An 18795-nucleotide genomic window follows, 5' to 3' on the forward strand; every position below is an offset into this window, starting at 1 on the left:
CGTGGCAGCCCAGCAGAAGTGGCAAGTTGCCCCCCCTCGAAAACAGAGTTTGGAGAAATAACATGGCAAGCATGATCAACACCAACATTTCGTCGTTGAACGCACAGCGTAACCTGTCGACGTCGAAAACCTCGCTGGAAACCTCGCTGCAGCGCCTGTCGACCGGCCTGCGCATCAACAGCGCCAAGGACGATGCCGCCGGCATGGCGATCTCGACCCGCATGACCTCGCAGATCAACGGCCTGAACCAGGCAACCCGCAACGCCAACGACGGCATCTCGCTGACCCAGACCGCCGAAGCCGGCATGGCCTCGGCCACCGACCTGCTGCAGCGCATGCGTGACCTGGCCGTGCAATCCTCGAACGGTTCGAACTCGGACACCGACCGCGCCGCGATCCAGACCGAAGTCGGCCAGCTGAAGGAAGAAATCGACCGCGTGGCGAAATCGACCAACTTCAACGGCCTGAACCTGCTCGACGGTTCGTTCAGCGCGCAAAGCTTCCAGGTCGGCGCCAACAACAGCAGCAACGACCGCATCCAGATCAAGGAAATCGCCAACCTGCAGACCACCAAGCTCGGCAGCGGCACCACCGGTTCGTCCTCGCTGACCTCGGGCCTGACCACCAAGGCCCTGGCCGCCGGCGACCTGACCCTGAACGGCACCCAGATCGGCGCCTCGACCGCCGGCGCCCAGGCCGGCCAGTCCTCGAGCAGCGCGTACGCAGTGGCCCAGGCCATCAATGCCGCAGCCGGCCAGTCGGGCGTGACCGCGACCGCGAATGCGACGGTGGCGACTTCGATCACACACACTGGCGCGGCGGCAAAAGATGAGACCGAGGCAGCCAAGAAAGTTGCAGCAAATACGTTCTCGATCAATGGCGTCAACATCGGCGAGATCGAAGGCGGCAAGGTATTCGGCGGCACCACCAATCCGCCGACTGCCGGTGGCTCGAGTGCAGTCTTTGACAAAGGCACCAAGGTAGCTGACGCAATCAACAAAGTCAAAGATCAAACCGGTGTGATGGCAACCGTCGATGACGCGGGCAAGGTCATGCTGACCTCGACCAACGGCAAGGACATCGAACTGAAGATGGTCGACACCGCCACGGGTGCTGCAGCTAGCCTTCTGGACAGCACCGGCCTGGCCCCAACTAATGCTGCAGCCGACAGTTCCGACGGCACCGCGCCGACCGCGGGCGCCTATGCCGCCGGCGCCTTCAAGATCAACGGCGTCGAAGTCGGCGCCATCGCCGACGGCGGCACCGCATCCGGCCAGGGCGCGAACACCGCTGCCGCCATCAATGCGGTCAGCGACAAGACCGGCGTGACGGCGAAGGCCGATTCGGTCACCGGCAAGATCACGCTGAGCGCCGCCGACGGCCGCGACATCAAGCTGGAAGACGGCGGCACCGCAGGCCGGGCCCTTGCCGCAACCGGCATCGCCCCCGACACCTTCACTGGTACGGTCACCCTGAGCAGCTCGAACGTCAACGGCATCGTGGTCGGCGGCAAGAACAATGCAAGCGCCGGCCTGAAAGCCTACACCGGCCTGAAAGCCGCCGACACCAAGTCGACCGGCACCATCAGCTCGGTCGACGTCAGCACCGCCACCGGCGCGCAGGCGGCGATCGACACGATCGACAAGGCGCTGTCGTCGGTGAACACCTCACGCGCCAACATGGGTGCTTACCAGAACCGCTTCAGCGCCGTCGTGTCGAACCTGCAGTCGTCGTCGGAAAGCCTGTCGTCCTCGCGCAGCCGCATCCAGGATGCCGACTTCGCGGCTGAAACGGCGTCGATGACGCGCGGCCAGATCCTGCAACAGGCAGGTACCGCGATGCTGGCCCAGGCCAACTCGCTGCCGAACGGCGTGCTGTCCCTGCTGCGTGGCTAATCGCCTCACATCCGACTGATGCAACAAAGGCGCGCTCCCGGCAGGCAGCGCGCCTTTGTCACGAAATGGATCCACCATGGCAAGCGATTCGATCACCTCGGCCGCCAGCGGCGCCGCCACCGCACCAGTCCCGACGCGGCACATTTACAACAACACGGAGCCGGTCCTGCCGGCCGCCAGCGCCAGGCCGGTCGCGGCATCGGGCAAGCCGGCCACGATGGACGAGCTGCGCGATGCCGTCAAGAAGATCCAGGACAATATCGGCCCGGGCGCACAGGACCTGCGTTTCAGCATCGACGAGGACACCGGCACCCCGGTGATCAAGCTGATCGATACGAAGACCGATACGGTCTTGCGCCAGATTCCCACCGTTGAAGCTTTGGAAATCTCCAAGGCGCTCGATAAACTACAGGGTTTGCTGGTGCGCGAAACCGCGTAGAATGACCGGTTGCCGCTTGGCTTCGTCAGCCCGGCAGCGCTTTCAACAGGAGTAACTACATGGCAATCTCTTCCACGGGAGTCGGTTCCGGCCTCGATGTCACCAGCCTCGTCAAGCAATTGATGGAGGTCGAGCGCGCTCCGCTCAAGGCGCTCGATACCAAGGAAGCCAGTTACCAGGCCAAGCTGTCCACGCTCGGCACTGTCAAGAATGCCCTGGCCGCCCTGCAGACGGCCGCAAAGGCGATCGCGACCACCGACAAGCTGACCCCGGTCAAGGCAAGCGTGGCCGACAGCACCCTGCTCGCCGCCGCCCCCGGCGCCGGTGCGGTGCCCGGCAACTACAACGTCGAAGTGCAAAGCCTGGCCCAGGCGCAAAAGCTCAAGACCAGCGTCGGCTTTTCGAACACCAGCGACATTGTCGGCAGCGGCACCCTGACCTTCGACTTCGGCACCTACGACAGCGCCGAGCCGCCGGTGTTCACGCCGAATGGCGCCAAGGCCGCCAAGACCGTGACGATCACCAGCAGCAACAATACGCTGGCCGGCATGCGCGACGCGATCAACAACGCGAACATGGGCGTGAGCGCCAGCATCATCAACGACGGCAGCAAGAACATCCTGACCTTCACCAGCAACGACACCGGCACCGCCAGCGCACTCAAGGTGACGGCGGGCGACCCGTCGCTGAACGCCTTCGCCTACGACCCCACCGGCGCGGGCGGCAGCAGCATGAAGCAGATCGTGGCGGCCCAGGACGCAGTGATCGTCGTCGACAGCGTCCCGATCACCAAGCAAAGCAACAAGATCGCCGACGCGATCCAGGGCGTGACCCTCGATTTGGCCAAGGCCGAGCCCGGCAAGAGTACGAAAATCAGCCTGGCGCGCGACAGCAGCGGTGCCCAGGCCGCGGTCGAGAATTTCATCAAGGCCTACAACGACGCCAACAAGGCGATTACCGACGCCACCGCGTACAACGTGGCCACGGGCGTCGGCGCTGCCCTGAACGGCGACAGCACCATGCGCAGCGTGCAGAGCCAGATGCGGGCCCTGTTCAGCACAGGCATTCCGGGCGCGCCCGGCGGCATGGGCACGCTGTCCGACGCCGGCATCAGCTTCCAGAAAGACGGCACGCTGGCGCTCGACGCCACCAAGTTCAGCGCGGCGGCGGCCAATCCGGCCAAGGACATCAGCAAGCTGTTCGCGACCTCGGCCACGGCCAAGGGCTATGGCTACCAGATGGACGTACTGCTCGGTAAGATCCTGAGCCCGGTCGGCGTACTCAGCAACAAGAACACCAGCATCAACAAGCAGATCGAGGACCTGGGCGACCAGCGCGACTCGGTCAATACCCGCCTGGAGGCGACCGAGAAGCGCTACCGCGCCCAGTTTTCGGCACTCGACACCGCCATTGCCAGCATGCAGTCCACCAGTTCCTTCCTCACGCAACAGTTGAGCCTGCTGGCCAACAATAGCTGAGCGCGCGCCGGCAGCGCGAATTGGCAGGTAAATTCACCTCTGATGGCGCGATGGCGGCCGCGCCCCTTCCCCTACACTGTGCATTCTTCAGGCCGCGTTGCGAATCGATCGCCGCGCGTGCCGTACTCCACGAGAAGGAAGGAATCACATGTTTGGATCGACCACCCGCAGCGGCGCCGGCGCATACGGCAGTATCGGCCTGGAAACCGGCGTCAATGCGGCCAGCCCGCACAAGTTGATCGTCATGCTCTTCGATGGTGTCCTGGCGGCGCTGGCCAAGGCCCTGCACGCGATGAACACGGGCGACGTGCCGGCCAAGTGCAAGTTCATTTCGCAAGGCATGCTCATCATCGATAATGGCTTGCGCGCCAGCCTGGACAAGGATGCCGGCGGAGAGATCGCCGCCAACCTCGACGCACTCTACGTCTACATGGGCGAACGCCTGCTCGACGCCAACCTGCACAACCATGCCGCGCCGATCAGCGAGGTACAGGGTCTGCTGCGCGAACTCAAGGAAAGCTGGGAAGCGATCGATCCGCACGCCGCCAGGAGCGCCGGAGCGCACCGCTCCCCTGCCATCGCCGGAGCCTGAGCCATGATGAACAGCGATCACATCATCGAGCTGTTCGAAGAAGTGGGCATGCTCACCGGACAGATGCTGGCGGCCGCGCAAGAGGCCGACTGGGACCGCCTGACCGTACTCGAATCGAGCTGCGCCCGCCACATCGCGGTCTTGCGCGGCACGCCTGCGCCGCCCCTGCCGCCTGCCTGCCGCGGGCGCAAAGTCGCCCTGATCCAGAAAATCCTGGCCGACGACCGCGCCATCCGCGATCTGGTCAGCCCCTGGATGGCGGAACTGTCCAGGCGGATCAGCAATACCGGTACCGAACGCAAACTGCAGCGCGCCTACGGCGGCGTGTGAGAAACCGGGGCCGGGATGGATTGCCGAATCTGTCTCTTGCCTATATTATATTGAACTCAAGTAAGTATTGAATTGAGGCAATAGGCGGGAGCCTTCCTGCGAGCGCGTGAAAAAATGGTCAGGGCAAGACGCCGAGTCGAAGACAGTACGAGCGTACGGCGAGACGAGGCAACGCCGCCATGACCATTTTTTCACACGTTCTGCGGCTCCCGCCTCCCGACTCCGCGCCGCTCCGGCAATCAGCAATTGGCAATGCAAGCATTCACCGACGTACAACCCGAACACTGGCAGGAATTCGCGCTCGCATCGCGCGCCGATATCCTGTCCGTACTGCGCCGCCTGGCCGAGCAGGAAAGACCGCTGCGGCTGTTCGACGCGACCGCCCCCGCGGCGCCGCTGGCGACCTTGCGCCTGCTCGAGGCCGATGACACCGCACTGCTGCTCCAGGGCGCCCCGGACAAGGCCGCCGCGCTGCTGGCCCCCGACGAGGTGATCTGCGACACCACGCTCGACAACATCCGTATCCTGTTCGGCGCCGCCGGCCTGCACGAGGTGCGCGTCGACGGCGCGGCAGCCTTCCGCGCCGCCCTGCCGCAGAGCCTGGTCCGCCTGCAGCGGCGCGCCTACTACCGCATGCCGGCGCCGTCGGCAAAGCCCTTGCATGCCCTCATTCCCCGGGCGGGCGGCAAACTGGCTGTGTTACTGCACGACATCAGTTGCGGCGGCATCGCGCTGCGCGACGACGCGCGTGCGCTTGGCAGCGCGATCGGACAGGTCTATCCGGATTGCGAGATCGCCTTGCCGGAGATCGGCACCGTCACCGCCTCGCTGCAGGTACGCAACTGCAGCGAGGCGCCCGACCAGGACCGTGCCACGCGCCGCCTGGGCTGCGAATTCCTCGACATGTCGCGCGCCGCCATGGCCGCCGTGCAGCGTTATATCCTGAACCTCGAACGCACCCGTAACGCCCGCCTGGCCGGCCTGGCCTGAAGCCCCGGCGGCGGCGCCATGGTGCCCGAAGGCCATCCGCGGTGGCCATTCCTGAGCGACCATATTTCACAATTCACTGTGCATGAAATCGCGTTTCCCAGCCGTGCGCGCATTGCATCTTCATTCGTATTCTGGCGTAATGAAATCATCATAACGGACGCGCCCGCCCCGGTGAATTGTGACATATGCAAAGACCTCAGATCCCGGTAGACGAAGCAAAACGCCTGGCCGCACTGTATGCCACGGAACTCTACGGTTCCGAGCCGGAAGTGGCCTTCGACCGCATCACCCACCTGGCCAGCAAGCTGCTCGATATGCCGACCGCGCTCATCTCCCTGGTCGGCAGCGATACCCAATGGTTCAAGTCGCGCTGTGGCTTTGCCGGCCAGACGACCTCGCGCGATGTATCCTTCTGCGGCCATGCGATCCTGAGCGACCAGGCCCTGGTGGTCGAGGACGCCTTGCTCGACGAACGCTTCGCCGACAACCCCCTCGTCGTGGGCAAGCCCCACATCCGCTTCTACGCCGGCGTACAACTGTATTCGGTCGAGCGCGCGAAACTCGGCACCCTGTGCGTGCTCGACACCCGTCCGCGCACCCTCGACGCTGGCCAGCTCGAAGAGCTGCATGCGCTGGCGCGCATGGCGGAAGAACTGATCTACCACCGCCAGCTTGCCCGCGCCGCCCAGGAATTGCACGAACAGTTGCTGCACAACGCCGCCCTGGCGCCGGTACCGGTCGCGGCCGGACAGGTGAAGTACCTGCTGACGCATGACGCCCTGACCGGCCTGGCCAACCGCCAGGCCCTGCTGCGCACCATTGGTGACAGCATCCCGGCCTGGAAAGGGCAGCAGGCCGGCGGCGTCGTGGCCTGCCTCAACCTGGACCGCTTCAAGCGGGTCAACGAAGTGCTGGGCCACGCCGTGGGCGATGCGACCCTGGTGGCGGTGACACGTACCCTGCAGGCGCACCTGCGTGAAGGCGACCTGCTGGCGCGCTCGGGCAACGACGAATTTGTCATGCTGCTCAGCGATCCCGGCGGCGAAACGCACCTGCTGGCGCGCCTTGACGGATTGATGCAGGCAGTAAACAGCCATGCCTTTGCGGCCGGCGCCGATATCTCCATCACCTGCAGCGTCGGTGTCGCCTGCTACCCGCGCGACGGCGCCGAGCCCGACGCCCTGCTCAACAATGCGGTCACGGCCATGCATCATGCCAAATCCCAGGGCGGAGGACGGATCGTCCGCTTCGAACCCGCCCAGCGGCGCGAACTGGGGCGCCGCCTGACCCTGGAAGGCCAGCTGAGGCGCGCCCTCGAACGCGCGGAACTGTTCCTGCAGTACCAGCCCAAGATCGCACTCGACAGCGGCGCCCTGGCCGGCTTCGAAGTGCTGCTGCGCTGGCGCCATCCCGAGCACGGCGTCGTGTCGCCGGCGGAGTTCGTGCCGATCGCCGAGGAAACCGGCCTGATCGCGCCGATCGGCGAATGGATCGTCAGGACCGCGATGGCGCAGCTGGCGGCCTGGCGCAGCGCCGGCGTGCCGACGGCGCCGCTGGCGGTGAATTTGTCGGCACGCCAGTTCATGCAAAGCGACATCGTCGGCATCGTCAGCGAACAGCTGGCCGCAGCCGGGCTCTCGCCTGAACTGCTCGAACTCGAACTGACCGAGAGCGTGTCGATGGCCGACCCGGGCCACAGCATGGTCATCATGCACAAGCTCAAGTCGCTCGGCGTGGCGCTCAGCATCGATGACTTCGGCACCGGCTATTCGAGCTTCAGCTACCTGCGCCGCCTGCCCATCGACAAACTGAAAATCGACAAGTCCTTTGTCGACGATATCGAGCACAGCAGCGACTCGCGCACCATTGTCCAGGCGATCACGGCCATGGCGCACAGCCTGAACCTGGGCGTGATCGCCGAGGGCGTGGAAACCGAGGCCCAGGCCGCGGTGCTGCGCGAAGCGGGCTGCGACCAGGGGCAGGGATTCCTGTATGCACGTCCTCTGGAAGCGGACGCTGCCGCCGCTTTCATCCTTGCGCATCAAGCCAAGCGACGACATGCCACGCGCGATGCAGCGCCGCCATCCGGCTGCCGGCTGCCGTCCTACAGCCGAAACAATTGCTAACAACTTCCTGCAGTGCGCGCCCATGGCAGCGGCATATGATCGTGTCAACGATGCATAGTGCCTGCCAGCGCCTGTTGGCGGCAGGAAGGGAGAAGTTCATGATCCAGCGAAGAATCGACGAAGAAACCGCCCTGGCTGCCGAGTACGCCCTGTATCTGGTCGATATCCGCGGCGTCGATTTCGCTTTCCAGTATCTCGACAGCTGCAAAGTGCCGCGCGACATCCTGGCGCGCGCCCTGCAATCGCCCCTGCACCGCCGCCACCACGAACGGCGCAAGCAGGCGCGCCCCAACTGAAGCCGCCCTGCACGGCTGCGCCGGCCCGGTGCGCCCCGAACAAAACGGCATCCACGCTACTCAAGTCCCGTTAAATCCTGCCGTTAAGCAAGGAAACCACCGTCGCCGATGGATGGCAAGCGGCCTCTTGCGCCCTGCCCGCCGCGGCATCAACACCTGCGCGGCATTCCTGCGATGCGCATACAAACGACGTATTTGGAGAACCCGATGTTCGGATCAACGCAGCGTGGCGTGCACGCCTATGCGAAAGTAGGCCTGGAAACTTCAGTCATCGCCGCCTCTCCCCACCAGTTGATCGTCATGCTGTACGACGGCGCCCTGTCGGCGATCAGGAGCGCAGGCGTCCATATGGCAGCTGGCCGTGTCGCCGAAAAGGGTGCCGCCATCTCGAAGGCGCTGTCGATCATCGACAATGGCCTTCGCGCCAGCCTCGACAAGAAAGCCGGCGGTGACATCGCCGCCAACCTCGACGCGCTCTACGCCTACATGTCCGACCGCCTGCTCAGCGCCAACCTGCACAACAAGTCCGCGCTGCTCGACGAAGTACAGACCTTGCTGTCCGGCCTGCGCGAAAGCTGGACCCGGATCGGCGGACAGCCGGCGGCGGCCGACGCGCCGGCGCGTGCCGGAGGCGCCTGATGATGACGGGCCAGGAAGTGCTGTCCGACTATGCCGCCGTCGCCGTGCTTGGCGGGCGCATGCTTGCCGCCGCCGAAGCCGGCGACTGGGACCGCCTGGCTGAACTTGAACGCCAATGCGCGGCGCACATCGACACCCTCAGAGGTTGTGAAAAAAATGGCCAGGGCAAGGCGCCGAGTCGAAGACAGTACGAGCGTACGGCGAGACGAGGCAACGCCGCCATGGCCATTTTTTCACAACCTCTCAGGCGTGGCGAAGCGCCGGCGCAGCTGGACCCGGCCGGGCGCCAGGCCAAGGCCGACTGCATCCGGCGCATCCTTGCCGACGACCAGCGCATCCGCGACCTGACCATGCCATGGCTTGCCCATTTGTCCGCCCTGCTCGGCAATGCCGGCGCCCAGTGCCGCCTGGCCGGCGCCTACGGCAGCGTCTGACACGGCTGCCGGCGCCATGACCGACGCAGCAGCAGGCTGAGCGATGGTGGAACGGATTTCGGGCCCGGGCGTCAGCGCGCCGCTGCCGGCACAGCCGGTGGCGGCGTCCGAACGCACGGGCGATCCGCGTACCGAAGCCTTCCAGCGTTCGCTGGCGACCATGTTGGGCAGCAAGGTACCGGTCACGGTGCTGTCCCGCCTGGGCGACGGCAGCTTCATGGTGCGCGTGGCCGACACGGCGGTACGCATGGCGCTGCCGTCCGGCACCCAGCCCGGGGCCACACTGCCGATGAAAGTGCTGGCGGCCTCGCCCCAGCCGACCTTCCAGCTCGGCAATACCACCCTGCAAGCCAGCCCGCTGCTGCCCGGCGCCGGGGCCGCCTCCGCGGCCTCATTGGCGAGCGCGCTGGCAGGCGCCGGTGCCGCCGACCTGAGCCCGGGCGCACGCCTGCTGGCGCAGGTACTGCAGGGCGCGACGGGCCAGGGCACGGCCGTTGCCGGCACCACGCCACTGCTGCCGCCAGGGCCTCCGGACCCTGCCCAGCTTGCCGCGCGGCTGCAAGGCGCCATCTCGAAAAGCGGCCTGTTCTACGAATCGCACGTGGCCGAATGGAGCGAGGGCAAGCGCGCACTGGCCGAACTCATGACCGAGCCGCAAGCACACAAGCCGGCCGGTACCCCACCCACCGACCCGGCCCTGGCGCGTCTGATCGACATGCAGCTGGCCAGCCATGAACAGGGACAGGTCGCGTGGCAGGGTCAACTCGCTGCGGGCCAGCCATTCGAATGGAAGGTAGCGCGGGAAGCGGGCCAGGACGACGGCGGGCGCGACGGCGCGCAACAAGAAACAGCCTGGCACAGCGACCTGCGCCTGCGCTTTGCCGGACTCGGCGAAGTGCAGGCCCGCGTGAGCCTGCGCGGCGGCCAGGTTCGCATCGACCTGCAGGTGGACGACGGCGCGCTGGGTCCGCTGCGCGCGGGCACAGCGCGCCTGGAAGACGCGCTGGCCGCGGCAGGCGGCGAGCTGGCCGCGCTGCACATCCGTACCAGGAGCGCCCCATGAAGGACAGGGTGCACGATGACGGCAATGACAAGCACGGCGGCAGCGACGGCGCGCGCCAGCAGCGCGCGGTCGCCCTGGCCTACACGGCCGGCGCCGGTGCGCCAACCGTGGTGGCCAAGGGACGCGGACTGGTAGCCGGGCGCATCATCGAAAAGGCGCAGGAAGCCGGCCTGTTCATCCACGAATCGAAGGAACTGGTCGCGCTGCTGATGGACGTCGATCTCGACGGCCAGATTCCGCCCGCCCTGTACCGCGCAATTGCGGAACTGTTGGCATGGCTATATCATATTGAGACAGCGCAACAGCACGGTTGGCCGCTTTCCGCCCCGCCCGACAGCGCACTCCTCATCGACTCACCTGCAAGACCGGCGGAACAAGATGCAAGCAATACATGATGCGGACTCGGATGACTGGCGTGATTACGAAGTACGCTCGCGCAAGGAGATCATCGCGCTGCTGCGCCAGATCGGCGAAAAAAAGCAGTTGATACGGATGAAGATCAAGGGCGAGGCCGATGTCTGCGTTACCTCGGTGCTCGAGGTCGATGCGGAACGCGGCGCGCTCATCCTCGACCGGTCGATCGACCGCGAGCAGAACGAACGCATCCTGCGCGCCGGCCAGGTGATGTGCGAAACCTATCTCGACAAGATCCGCATCCTGTTTCGCGCTACCGGCTTGCAGGAGCGCGCCTTCGCTGGCGCGGCGGCGCTGGCCGCCCAACTCCCGGAGGCATTGATCCGCCTGCAGCGGCGCGAGTTCTACCGCGTGGCCACGCCGGTGAGCAACCCGGTGCAGGTATTCATCCCCACGCCCCCGGAACTCGGCGGCGGCGATGCCAGCTTCCCGCTGAGCGACATCGGCGCCGGCGGCCTCGCCCTGCTCGACAACAAGATGATCCTGAATGCGATCGTAGGCCAGAGCTTCGACGGCTGCCGCATCGAGTTGCCCGACGCCGGTATCGTGCACACCACTTTGCAGGTGCGCAATGCCATCGAACTCACCATGCTCAACAACAAGACCAGCCGCCGCGTCGGCTGCATGTTCACCGACATGCCGCGTAGCGACATGGCGGCGCTGCAGCGTTACATCACCAGGCTCGAACGCGAACGCAATGCGCGCCTGGCGGGCCTGGCCTGAAACGCCAGCCACATTCCACCGCCGGCAGAATCACACCTGCATGTTCATGATTTCGTGATAGGCCGACACCAGCTTGTTGCGTACCTGTACCGTCGCCTGGAAAGCAATGCTTGATTTTTGCATGGCGATCATGGTGTCGGACAAGCTCACGCTGTCGTCGCCCAGCGCGAATTTCTGGCCCAGCTCTTCCGCATGTTTTTGCGAATTGCTCACCTGTTCCAGCGAATTCTTCAGCGCGTCGGAAAAGCTGACCTTCGAGGCGCCTTCGTTGGCGGCGACGCCCGCTGCCTTGCCGAGCCCGCCCATGCCTCCCAGGCCGCCCACCGCGCCAGCGCCCAGCGACGGCGCGGCCGGCTTGCTGGCCGCCTTCAGCTGATTCATCATGGACTCGATGCGGCTGCTGTCGATGCCGCCGATGCCGCCTATGCTCATGGGTTCTCCTCAGTCCGCATTATCGTGCCTGCCCGTGCATAAAATGCAAACAGGCAATTTCAGGCTGTCAGAATACCAGCGCGCGCGCAACAAATGGCGCCGATCAGGAGGGGAAAGCCCCTCTTGTTCCGGGGTTTGAATGTTGCCCTACGGCTTCATAATCTGCTCCTGATTTCTTTCCCCCTCACGGACAAGCACATGGCCGCCACGACTGCTGACGAACTGATCGACACCCCAGCCCAGCCGCAACCCTTCCATAAAACCCCCATGGGCAAGAAGGTGGTGGCCGGTGGTGGCGTGGCGGCCGTGCTGGCCGTCGTCGTCGCGCTCTGGATGTGGAGCCAGACTCCGGACTATCGCGTCCTGTACGCCAACTACAGCGACAAGGACGGCGGCGCCATCACCGCCTCGCTCGACCAGATGGGCGTCAAGTACAAGTTCTCGGAAGGCGGCAGCGCCATCCTGGTGCCGGCCGAGCAAGTGCCGGACCTGCGCCTGAAGCTGGCAGCGCAAGGCTTGCCGAAGGGCGGCAACGTCGGCTTCGAGCTGCTGGAAAACCAGAAGCTGGGCGTGTCGCAGTTCGTCGAGCAGGTGAACTACCAGCGCTCGCTGGAAGGCGAGCTGGCCCGTTCGATCCAGTCGCTCGGTTCCGTGGCCGGCGCCCGTGTCCACCTGGCGCTGCCGAAACCCTCCGTCTTCGTGCGCGACCAGCAAAAGCCGACCGCCTCGGTCCTGCTGAACCTGCAATCGGGCCGTGCCCTCGACCCGGGCCAGGTCAGCGCCATCGTCCACCTGGTGGCATCGAGCATTCCTGAACTGACCATCGGCAACGTGACCGTGGTCGACCAGAACGGCAACCTGCTGTCGGAACAGCCGAAAGGCAATGGCCTGGGCAAGCAGCTCGACGCCAGCCAGCTGAAGTACGTCGAGCAGGTGCAGCAGAACATCATCAAGCAGGTCGAATCGCTGATTTCGCCGATCGTCGGCAAGGGCAATGTGCGCGCCGAAGCGACCGCCGAAGTGGATTTCGCCCAGGTCGATACCGCCGCCGAGATGTACAAGCCGAACTCGCCGCCGGAACCGCAGGCGATCCGCAGCCAGCAGACCTCGGAACAGACCGGCCCGTCGAGCGGCAACGCCAACGGCATCCCGGGCGCGCTGTCGAACCAGCCGCCGGGCGTGGCGACCGCGCCGATCGAAGGGGGCGCTCCTGGTGCGCCGGGCGCAGCACCGGCGCAGAGCGGCCCGAGCCGCAAGGATGCGACCACCAACTACGAAGTGGACAAGACGATCCGCTACGAGCAGCGTCCGATGGGCGGCATCAAGCGCCTGACGGTGGGTGTGGTGGTGAATTACCGCCGTACCGTCGATCCGGCCACCGGCAAGGTCACCGTCAAGCCGCTGCCGGCTGCCGAAGTGGCGCAGATCAACGAGCTGGTGAAGCAGGCGATGGGTTACTCGCAAGCGCGCGGCGATACCCTGAACGTGGCGAATGCCCCGTTCGAAGGTGTCGACAGGCCGGACGAAGCCGGCCCGGACTGGTACAAGGACCCTTCCAACCTGCCGCTGGCAATGGAAGTGGGCAAGTACCTGCTGATTGCGGCAATCCTGGCTTTCCTGTATTTCCGCATCCTGCGTCCGCTGCTGCGGCCGGTGATGAACAAGTTCGACGAAGTGACCGCCGTGCCGGAAGACGAGAAGGAAAAGAGCGAAGACAGCGACGAAGACGACAGCAGCACCGTCGAGCTGGGCAGCGGCGGCAAGCCGGCCCTGGGTCCGGACGGGATGCCGCTGGCACCGGAAGAAGAACCGCGGGGACGCAGCTATCGCGCCAACCTGGCGATGGCAAAAGAGATGGCGCGTAACGATCCGCGCATCGTGGCAAACGTGATCAAGGCATGGGTGGGGTCGGAATAATGAGCGACAAACAAGACGGTATCCAGAAAGCGGCCATCCTGATGCTGGCCATGGGCGAGGAAGAAGCGGCCGAGGTCATGAAGTTCCTCGGTCCGCGCGAAGTGCTCAAGCTCGGCGCGGCGATGGCCTCGATGAAGGCGGTCCAGCACGAGCAGGTGGTGAATGTGCTGGAGTCCTTCCGCGACGAGGCCGACGCCCACTCGACGGTTGGTCTCGATTCGGACGAATACATCCGCGAAGTGCTGACCAAGGCGCTGGGCGACGACAAGGCGGCGGTGCTGCTGAACCGTATCCTGGGCGGCAAGGACGCCTCGGGCATCGAAAGCCTGAAGTGGATGGACGCGCAATCGGTGTCGGAACTGATCCGCAACGAGCACCCGCAGATCATCGCCACCATCCTGGTCCACCTCGAGCGCGACCAGGCCTGCGAGATCCTGAGCCACTTCACCGACCGCCTGCGCAACGACGTGGTGCTGCGTATCGCCACCCTGGACGGCGTGCAGCCGGCGGCCTTGCGCGAGCTGAACGACGTGTTGACCAAGCTGCTGTCGGGTAACGAGCACATCAAGAAGTCTTCGCTGGGCGGCGTGCGCACGGCGGCCGAGATCCTGAACTTCATGGCCGGCGAGCAGGAAAGCGCGGTGATGGAAAACATCAAGAACTACGACAACGACATGGCGCAGAAGATCATGGACGAGATGTTCGTGTTCGACAACATCATCGACATCGACGACCGCGGCATCCAGCTGCTGCTGCGCGAAGTGCAGTCGGACATGCTGATCATCGCCCTGAAAGGCGCCTCGCAGGACCTGCGCGAGAAGATCTTCAGGAACATGAGCCAGCGCGCCAGCGAAATGATGCGCGAAGACCTGGAGTCGAAAGGTCCGGTGCGGCTGTCGGAAGTGGAAGCCCAGCAGAAGCAGATCCTGCAGATCGTGCGCCGCCTGGCGGACGAAGGCCAGATCGTGCTGGGCGGCAAGGGCGAGGACTCTTTCGTCTAATCGTTTAATATTCGACGATGAACAAAGACACGCAAGGCGCCTTCAAGCGCTGGGAAATGAACTCCTTCGGCGACCAGCGCCCGAGCACGCTGGCAGCCCGCATCGCGGCCGAGGAGCGGGAAAAGGCAACTGCCGCCGCGGCGGCAGCGGCGCGAGCGCCAGCCCAAGGCGTTGCCGCCGCTGCGGCAGTCCCTCAACTTCAGTTGCCGACCGCCGCCGAACTCGAAGCATTGCGCGAAGCGGCGCGCGCCGAGGGCTATGCCGAGGGCCTGGAAGAAGGCCAGGCTGCGGGTTACGCCGCCGGCCATGCCGAGGCGCTGGAACAGGGCCGGATCGACGCCGCCGGCGAAATCGACAGCCTGCGCGCGGTCGCGTCCAGCTTCTCCACGGCGCTGGCGCAGGCCGACGACAGCATCGCATCCGACGTGCTCGACCTGGCCCTGCACCTGGCGCGCTCGATGGTGCGCACCGCTTTCGAGGTGCGCCCGGAAATCATCATCCCGATCGTGCGCGAAGCCATCGAATACCTGCCGGTGCTGCAGCAGCCTGCCGTGCTGGCCGTGCATCCGGACGACATCGAGATCGTGCGCGCCGGCCTGGGCGACGAGATCGACAAGGGCGGCTGGCGCCTGGTCGCCGATCCGCAGGTGGCGCGCGGCGGCTGCAAGGTCGATACCGCCAGCAACCAGATCGATGCCACGGCCCAGGCGCGCTGGACCCGCCTGTCGCATGCGCTGGGCAAGAACGTGGAGTGGCTGGGCTGATGACGACGGCCACGCTTGATCGCCACACGGCGCGCTGGAAATCGTATTTATCCGATTGCGACGCCCTGCTCGGCTTTGTCGAGCCGATGCAGGTGTCGGGCCGCGTCACGCGCGTGGCCGGCCTGGTGATGGAATGCGTCGGCCTGCGCCTGGCTGTCGGCAGCGCCTGCACCATTCCGCTGTCGAGCGGCACGAAGATCGAAGCCGAAGTAGTCGGCTTCGAGGGTGACCGTTTGTTCCTGATGCCGCAAAGCGATGTCGAAGGCGTGGTGCCGGGTTCGCGCGTGTTTCCGGTGGAAACGCCGGTGCCGCGTCCGGGCACGGTGGCCCACCCGCGGCGCCGCCCGAGCGACCGCGCGCGCCACCTGCCGGTCGGCATCGAGCTGCTGGGCCGCGTGGTCGACGGCGCCGGCCGTCCGCTCGACGGCAAGGGGCCGCTCGGCACCAACGACATGGCGCCGATCAATGCCCGCCCCGTGAACCCGCTCGACCGCGCACCGATCAAGGACACGCTGGACGTGGGCGTACGCGCCATCAATTCCATGCTGACCGTGGGCCGCGGCCAGCGCCTGGGCCTGTTCGCCGGTACCGGCGTGGGTAAATCGGTGCTACTGGGCATGATTGCGCGCTATACCACGGCGGAAATCATCGTGGTCGGCCTGATCGGCGAGCGGGGCCGCGAAGTAAAAGAATTCATCGAGCAGATCCTGGGGCCGGAAGGCCTGGCGCGCTCGGCTGTTGTCGCCGCACCGGCCGACAGCCCGCCGCTGATGCGCCTGCAGGGCGCGGCCTATGCCACGGCGATTGCCGAGCACTTCCGCGACAAGGGCAAGAGCGTCCTGCTGATCATGGATTCGCTGACCCGCTACGCCATGGCCCAGCGCGAGATCGCCCTGGCGATCGGAGAGCCGCCGGCCACCAAAGGCTATCCGCCCTCGGTGTTCGCCAAGCTGCCGGTGCTGGTGGAACGTGCCGGCAACGGCCTGGAGGGCGGCGGCTCGATCACCGCCTTCTATACCGTGCTGTCCGAGGGCGACGACCAGCAGGACCCGATTGCCGATGCGGCGCGCGGTATTCTCGACGGCCACATCGTACTGAACCGCCACCTGGCCGAAGCCGGCCACTACCCGGCCATCGACATCGAACAATCGATCAGCCGCGCCATGCACGGCATTACTACGCACGAGCACCAATTGGCGGCGCGCAAACTGAAACAGTTGTATTCGCGCTACCAGCGCTCGCGCGACTTGATCAGCGTGGGCGCGTATGCACCGGGCAGCGATCCGGTGCTGGACCAGGCGATTGCGCTGAACGAAAAGATCGAGGAATTCCTGTGCCAGGAAATCTTCGAAAACACCGGCCTGGACCAGAGCTTGGGGCAATTAACCTCTCTGTTCAGCTGATCGGCATGGTTGCTACGTGGATATACTGATCCACTATGGCAAATACCTCCGCCCTTGAAACCCTGATCGAACTGGCCCAGCGCGAATCCGACGACGCGGCCAAGCGTCTCGGCGCCGCGCTGAAGGCGGTCGAGGAAGCCGAGCAGAAGTACCAGATGCTGCTCGGCTACCGCGACGATTACGCGAACCGCCTGGACCAGCAGCAGATGGCAGGCATCACGCCCTTCGCCTACCAGAACTTCGTCGCCTTTGTCGGCAAGCTCGACAACGCGATCAATGGCCAGGCCGAAGTCGTGAAACACGCGAAGTACAAGGGCGACCAGGAAAAGAAAGCCTGGCAGGAAAGCGAGCGCAAGCGACTGTCCTACCGCACGCTGAACGAGCGTGCGCTGGCGGAAGCCCAGAAGATCGCCGACAAGCGCGACCAGAAAATGATGGATGACCACGCTGCGCGTACCGTCCGCAACCAACGTTGAACGAATCATGACGATGCACACCACTTCCCTTGCGTTCCAGGTCAATGGCGCGAACGGCCTGAATGGCCAGTCGCAGAACATGCGCGGCAATGCCGTGCTGAACTCCGATGGCGCGAACTTCGGCGCGACGCTGACACGCCAGATCGAGCAGCGCCAGCTGGAGCAGCGCCAGGCGCAGATGCAGCCGGCGCCGCAGGCGCCTCAGCAACCTCAGCCACAGATGGCCGCCAAGCCGCAGGCGCAGGCCGCGCAAGCCAACAAGCCGGCCGCCAACGAAGCCAAGGCGCCGGCACGCGAGGCGGCCAAGGAGCCAGCCAAGGACAGCGCCAAGACGGACAGTGCCGACAAGACCGACACCGCCCAGGCCAGCACCGAAACCAAAGCCGGCGCCGACAGTGGCGAGGGCGAGGAAGCGGCGCCGGGCGACAGCAAGGCAGCCGATTCGGTCACCGACATGCTCGCCATGCTGGCCAGCCTGGGCCAGCCGCAAGCGGCGGCCAAGGCCACGCCAACGCTCGACACCGAGACTGCGGGCGGCCAAGGCGGCCTGAAAGGCAAGCTGGGCCTGGAAGGCGCCGAGCCGGCCATCAAGCTCGACACCAAGACGCTGGCGGCCGACGACGCCCCGGGCAAGGCGGCGCCGGGGACCGACCTGCGCGGCCTGGACCTGGGCAAGGCGGGCGAGCAGGCCGGCAAGCTGCAGCTTGACGCCGGCCAGTTCGCCGCCAAGCTGCACGACAGCGCGGCGGCCCTGAAGGAAACGGCCGCGCCGGAAACCTTCACCAACCTCGTCGCCCAGACGAATGCCCTGCAAAACGCCCAGGCCGCGGGCGCCGTGCCGACCGACCGCCTGAGCGCGCGCGTGGGTACGCAAGCCTGGGACAATCAGGTCGGCCAGAAAGTGATCTGGATGGTGGGCGGCGAAGAGCAGACCGCGACGCTGGAACTGAACCCGCCGGACCTGGGTCCGGTGCAGGTGGTGCTGAACGTGTCGAACGACATGGCCAGCGTGACCTTCTCGTCGCAGCAGCTGGAGGTACGCCAGGCCCTGGAAAACGCCCTGCCGCGCCTGCGCGAGATGATGAGCGAGAGCGGGATTGCGCTGGGTAATGCGAGCGTGAACTCGGGGAACGAGGGTAATCAGCAGCAGAATCAGTCTGGTTCAGGCCGCTCGGGTAACGGCGGCGGGAATGGCGTCAGCGGCGGCGACAGCAGCGTGGCGGAAGTAACGCCACGCCAGCGTACCAGCATCTTGGGTGGTGCGGGGGCAGTCGATACCTTCGCGTAAAAGAGCATCACCACACGACAACGGCCGCTTCACGCGGCCGTTTTTATTTGCAATCCGCCACGTTGACGTAGGGTGGGCACTCCGTGCCCACGCGG

The 18795-nt window shown here is 65.5% G+C and carries 20 protein-coding genes; 19 read left to right on the top strand and 1 reads right to left on the bottom strand.

What is annotated here, in order from left to right:
- The first annotated feature begins 62 nt into the window (after positions 1-62).
- The 13 genes from QWL29_RS14100 to QWL29_RS14160 all read left to right on the top strand — a co-directional run bounded on the left by QWL29_RS14100 (position 63) and on the right by QWL29_RS14160 (position 11419).
- Positions 63-1895: a flagellin N-terminal helical domain-containing protein gene (locus QWL29_RS14100; RefSeq protein ID WP_305823513.1), complete on the top strand. Its 1833-nt coding sequence runs from the start codon at positions 63-65 to the stop codon at positions 1893-1895.
- A gap of 76 nt (positions 1896-1971) precedes the next feature.
- Positions 1972-2334, top strand: a complete 363-nt coding sequence (locus QWL29_RS14105; protein WP_305823514.1) for a flagellar protein FlaG — start codon at positions 1972-1974, stop codon at positions 2332-2334.
- 59 nt (positions 2335-2393) lie between these two features.
- Positions 2394-3812 (top strand): flagellar filament capping protein FliD, encoded by a 1419-nt coding sequence (gene fliD, locus QWL29_RS14110; RefSeq protein ID WP_305823515.1) that lies wholly within the window; start codon positions 2394-2396, stop codon positions 3810-3812.
- 148 nt (positions 3813-3960) lie between these two features.
- Positions 3961-4404, top strand: coding sequence for a flagellar export chaperone FliS (gene fliS, locus QWL29_RS14115; RefSeq protein WP_305823516.1), 444 nt, complete (start codon positions 3961-3963; stop codon positions 4402-4404).
- 3 nt (positions 4405-4407) lie between these two features.
- The gene (locus QWL29_RS14120; RefSeq protein WP_305823517.1) at positions 4408-4734 is read left to right on the top strand and encodes a flagellar protein FliT; all 327 of its coding nucleotides are present in this window, start codon (positions 4408-4410) and stop codon (positions 4732-4734) included.
- 252 nt (positions 4735-4986) lie between these two features.
- The gene (locus tag QWL29_RS14125; protein ID WP_305823518.1) at positions 4987-5724 is read left to right on the top strand and encodes a flagellar brake protein; all 738 of its coding nucleotides are present in this window, start codon (positions 4987-4989) and stop codon (positions 5722-5724) included.
- Between the two features lie 185 nt (positions 5725-5909).
- Complete coding sequence (locus QWL29_RS14130) at positions 5910-7850, top strand: putative bifunctional diguanylate cyclase/phosphodiesterase (RefSeq protein WP_305823519.1); 1941 nt, start codon at positions 5910-5912, stop codon at positions 7848-7850.
- Positions 7851-7948: 98 nt separating this feature from the next.
- A complete protein-coding gene (locus QWL29_RS14135; protein ID WP_305823520.1) occupies positions 7949-8146 on the top strand; it encodes a hypothetical protein in 198 nt (65 codons plus the stop codon).
- 207 nt (positions 8147-8353) lie between these two features.
- A complete protein-coding gene (fliS, locus tag QWL29_RS14140; RefSeq protein ID WP_305823521.1) occupies positions 8354-8785 on the top strand; it encodes a flagellar export chaperone FliS in 432 nt (143 codons plus the stop codon).
- Positions 8785-9219: a flagellar protein FliT gene (locus tag QWL29_RS14145; RefSeq protein ID WP_305823522.1), complete on the top strand. Its 435-nt coding sequence runs from the start codon at positions 8785-8787 to the stop codon at positions 9217-9219. The genes fliS (QWL29_RS14140) and QWL29_RS14145 overlap by 1 nt, the downstream gene beginning before the upstream one ends.
- Before the next feature lie 43 nt (positions 9220-9262).
- A complete protein-coding gene (locus QWL29_RS14150; protein WP_305823523.1) occupies positions 9263-10282 on the top strand; it encodes a flagellar hook-length control protein FliK in 1020 nt (339 codons plus the stop codon).
- Positions 10279-10677 carry an EscU/YscU/HrcU family type III secretion system export apparatus switch protein gene (locus tag QWL29_RS14155; protein WP_305823524.1) on the top strand — a complete coding sequence of 133 codons (399 nt, stop codon included), beginning with the start codon at positions 10279-10281 and terminating at the stop codon, positions 10675-10677. Before QWL29_RS14150 ends, QWL29_RS14155 begins: the two co-directional genes overlap by 4 nt.
- Positions 10661-11419, top strand: coding sequence for a flagellar brake protein (locus QWL29_RS14160; RefSeq protein ID WP_305823525.1), 759 nt, complete (start codon positions 10661-10663; stop codon positions 11417-11419). The genes QWL29_RS14155 and QWL29_RS14160 overlap by 17 nt, the downstream gene beginning before the upstream one ends.
- 30 nt (positions 11420-11449) lie before the next feature.
- On the opposite strand, the gene fliE is transcribed toward QWL29_RS14160, so the two are convergent.
- Positions 11450-11851: a flagellar hook-basal body complex protein FliE gene (gene fliE, locus QWL29_RS14165; protein WP_305823526.1), complete on the bottom strand. Its 402-nt coding sequence runs from the start codon at positions 11849-11851 to the stop codon at positions 11450-11452.
- Positions 11852-12049: 198 nt separating this feature from the next.
- Between fliE and fliF the strand changes: the two genes are divergently transcribed.
- The 6 genes from fliF to QWL29_RS14195 are packed head-to-tail and all read left to right on the top strand — an operon-like array spanning position 12050 to position 18700.
- On the top strand, positions 12050-13768 hold the full coding sequence (gene fliF, locus QWL29_RS14170; RefSeq protein ID WP_305823527.1) for a flagellar basal-body MS-ring/collar protein FliF: 1719 nt from the start codon (positions 12050-12052) through the stop codon (positions 13766-13768).
- A complete protein-coding gene (gene fliG / locus QWL29_RS14175) occupies positions 13768-14769 on the top strand; it encodes a flagellar motor switch protein FliG (RefSeq protein ID WP_305823528.1) in 1002 nt (333 codons plus the stop codon). Before fliF ends, fliG begins: the two co-directional genes overlap by 1 nt.
- Positions 14770-14786: 17 nt before the next feature.
- Positions 14787-15533, top strand: a complete 747-nt coding sequence (gene fliH, locus QWL29_RS14180; RefSeq protein ID WP_305823529.1) for a flagellar assembly protein FliH — start codon at positions 14787-14789, stop codon at positions 15531-15533.
- Complete coding sequence (fliI, locus tag QWL29_RS14185; protein ID WP_370663700.1) at positions 15533-16936, top strand: flagellar protein export ATPase FliI; 1404 nt, start codon at positions 15533-15535, stop codon at positions 16934-16936. Before fliH ends, fliI begins: the two co-directional genes overlap by 1 nt.
- A 35-nt stretch (positions 16937-16971) precedes the next feature.
- A complete protein-coding gene (gene fliJ / locus QWL29_RS14190; protein WP_305823530.1) occupies positions 16972-17412 on the top strand; it encodes a flagellar export protein FliJ in 441 nt (146 codons plus the stop codon).
- A 7-nt stretch (positions 17413-17419) separates the two neighbouring features.
- Positions 17420-18700 carry a flagellar hook-length control protein FliK gene (locus tag QWL29_RS14195; RefSeq protein WP_305823531.1) on the top strand — a complete coding sequence of 427 codons (1281 nt, stop codon included), beginning with the start codon at positions 17420-17422 and terminating at the stop codon, positions 18698-18700.
- The last annotated feature ends 95 nt before the right edge of the window (positions 18701-18795 follow it).

It is taken from the genome of Massilia brevitalea (genome assembly GCF_030711405.1).
Lineage (GTDB): Bacteria > Pseudomonadota > Gammaproteobacteria > Burkholderiales > Burkholderiaceae_D > Telluria > Telluria brevitalea.

What these genes read in the sequence shown, in the direction of transcription:
- QWL29_RS14100 (WP_305823513.1), top strand. Translation starts at nt 63, where the DNA reads ATGGCAAGCATGATCAACACCAACATTTCGTCGTTGAACGCACAGCGT.
- QWL29_RS14105 (WP_305823514.1), top strand. Translation starts at nt 1,972, where the DNA reads ATGGCAAGCGATTCGATCACCTCGGCCGCCAGCGGCGCCGCCACCGCA.
- fliD (WP_305823515.1), top strand. Translation starts at nt 2,394, where the DNA reads ATGGCAATCTCTTCCACGGGAGTCGGTTCCGGCCTCGATGTCACCAGC.
- fliS (WP_305823516.1), top strand. Translation starts at nt 3,961, where the DNA reads ATGTTTGGATCGACCACCCGCAGCGGCGCCGGCGCATACGGCAGTATC.
- QWL29_RS14120 (WP_305823517.1), top strand. Translation starts at nt 4,408, where the DNA reads ATGATGAACAGCGATCACATCATCGAGCTGTTCGAAGAAGTGGGCATG.
- QWL29_RS14125 (WP_305823518.1), top strand. Translation starts at nt 4,987, where the DNA reads ATGCAAGCATTCACCGACGTACAACCCGAACACTGGCAGGAATTCGCG.
- QWL29_RS14130 (WP_305823519.1), top strand. Translation starts at nt 5,910, where the DNA reads ATGCAAAGACCTCAGATCCCGGTAGACGAAGCAAAACGCCTGGCCGCA.
- QWL29_RS14135 (WP_305823520.1), top strand. Translation starts at nt 7,949, where the DNA reads ATGATCCAGCGAAGAATCGACGAAGAAACCGCCCTGGCTGCCGAGTAC.
- fliS (WP_305823521.1), top strand. Translation starts at nt 8,354, where the DNA reads ATGTTCGGATCAACGCAGCGTGGCGTGCACGCCTATGCGAAAGTAGGC.
- QWL29_RS14145 (WP_305823522.1), top strand. Translation starts at nt 8,785, where the DNA reads ATGATGACGGGCCAGGAAGTGCTGTCCGACTATGCCGCCGTCGCCGTG.
- QWL29_RS14150 (WP_305823523.1), top strand. Translation starts at nt 9,263, where the DNA reads ATGGTGGAACGGATTTCGGGCCCGGGCGTCAGCGCGCCGCTGCCGGCA.
- QWL29_RS14155 (WP_305823524.1), top strand. Translation starts at nt 10,279, where the DNA reads ATGAAGGACAGGGTGCACGATGACGGCAATGACAAGCACGGCGGCAGC.
- QWL29_RS14160 (WP_305823525.1), top strand. Translation starts at nt 10,661, where the DNA reads ATGCAAGCAATACATGATGCGGACTCGGATGACTGGCGTGATTACGAA.
- fliE (WP_305823526.1), bottom strand. Translation starts at nt 11,851, where the DNA reads ATGAGCATAGGCGGCATCGGCGGCATCGACAGCAGCCGCATCGAGTCC.
- fliF (WP_305823527.1), top strand. Translation starts at nt 12,050, where the DNA reads ATGGCCGCCACGACTGCTGACGAACTGATCGACACCCCAGCCCAGCCG.
- fliG (WP_305823528.1), top strand. Translation starts at nt 13,768, where the DNA reads ATGAGCGACAAACAAGACGGTATCCAGAAAGCGGCCATCCTGATGCTG.
- fliH (WP_305823529.1), top strand. Translation starts at nt 14,787, where the DNA reads ATGAACAAAGACACGCAAGGCGCCTTCAAGCGCTGGGAAATGAACTCC.
- fliI (WP_370663700.1), top strand. Translation starts at nt 15,533, where the DNA reads ATGACGACGGCCACGCTTGATCGCCACACGGCGCGCTGGAAATCGTAT.
- fliJ (WP_305823530.1), top strand. Translation starts at nt 16,972, where the DNA reads ATGGCAAATACCTCCGCCCTTGAAACCCTGATCGAACTGGCCCAGCGC.
- QWL29_RS14195 (WP_305823531.1), top strand. Translation starts at nt 17,420, where the DNA reads ATGACGATGCACACCACTTCCCTTGCGTTCCAGGTCAATGGCGCGAAC.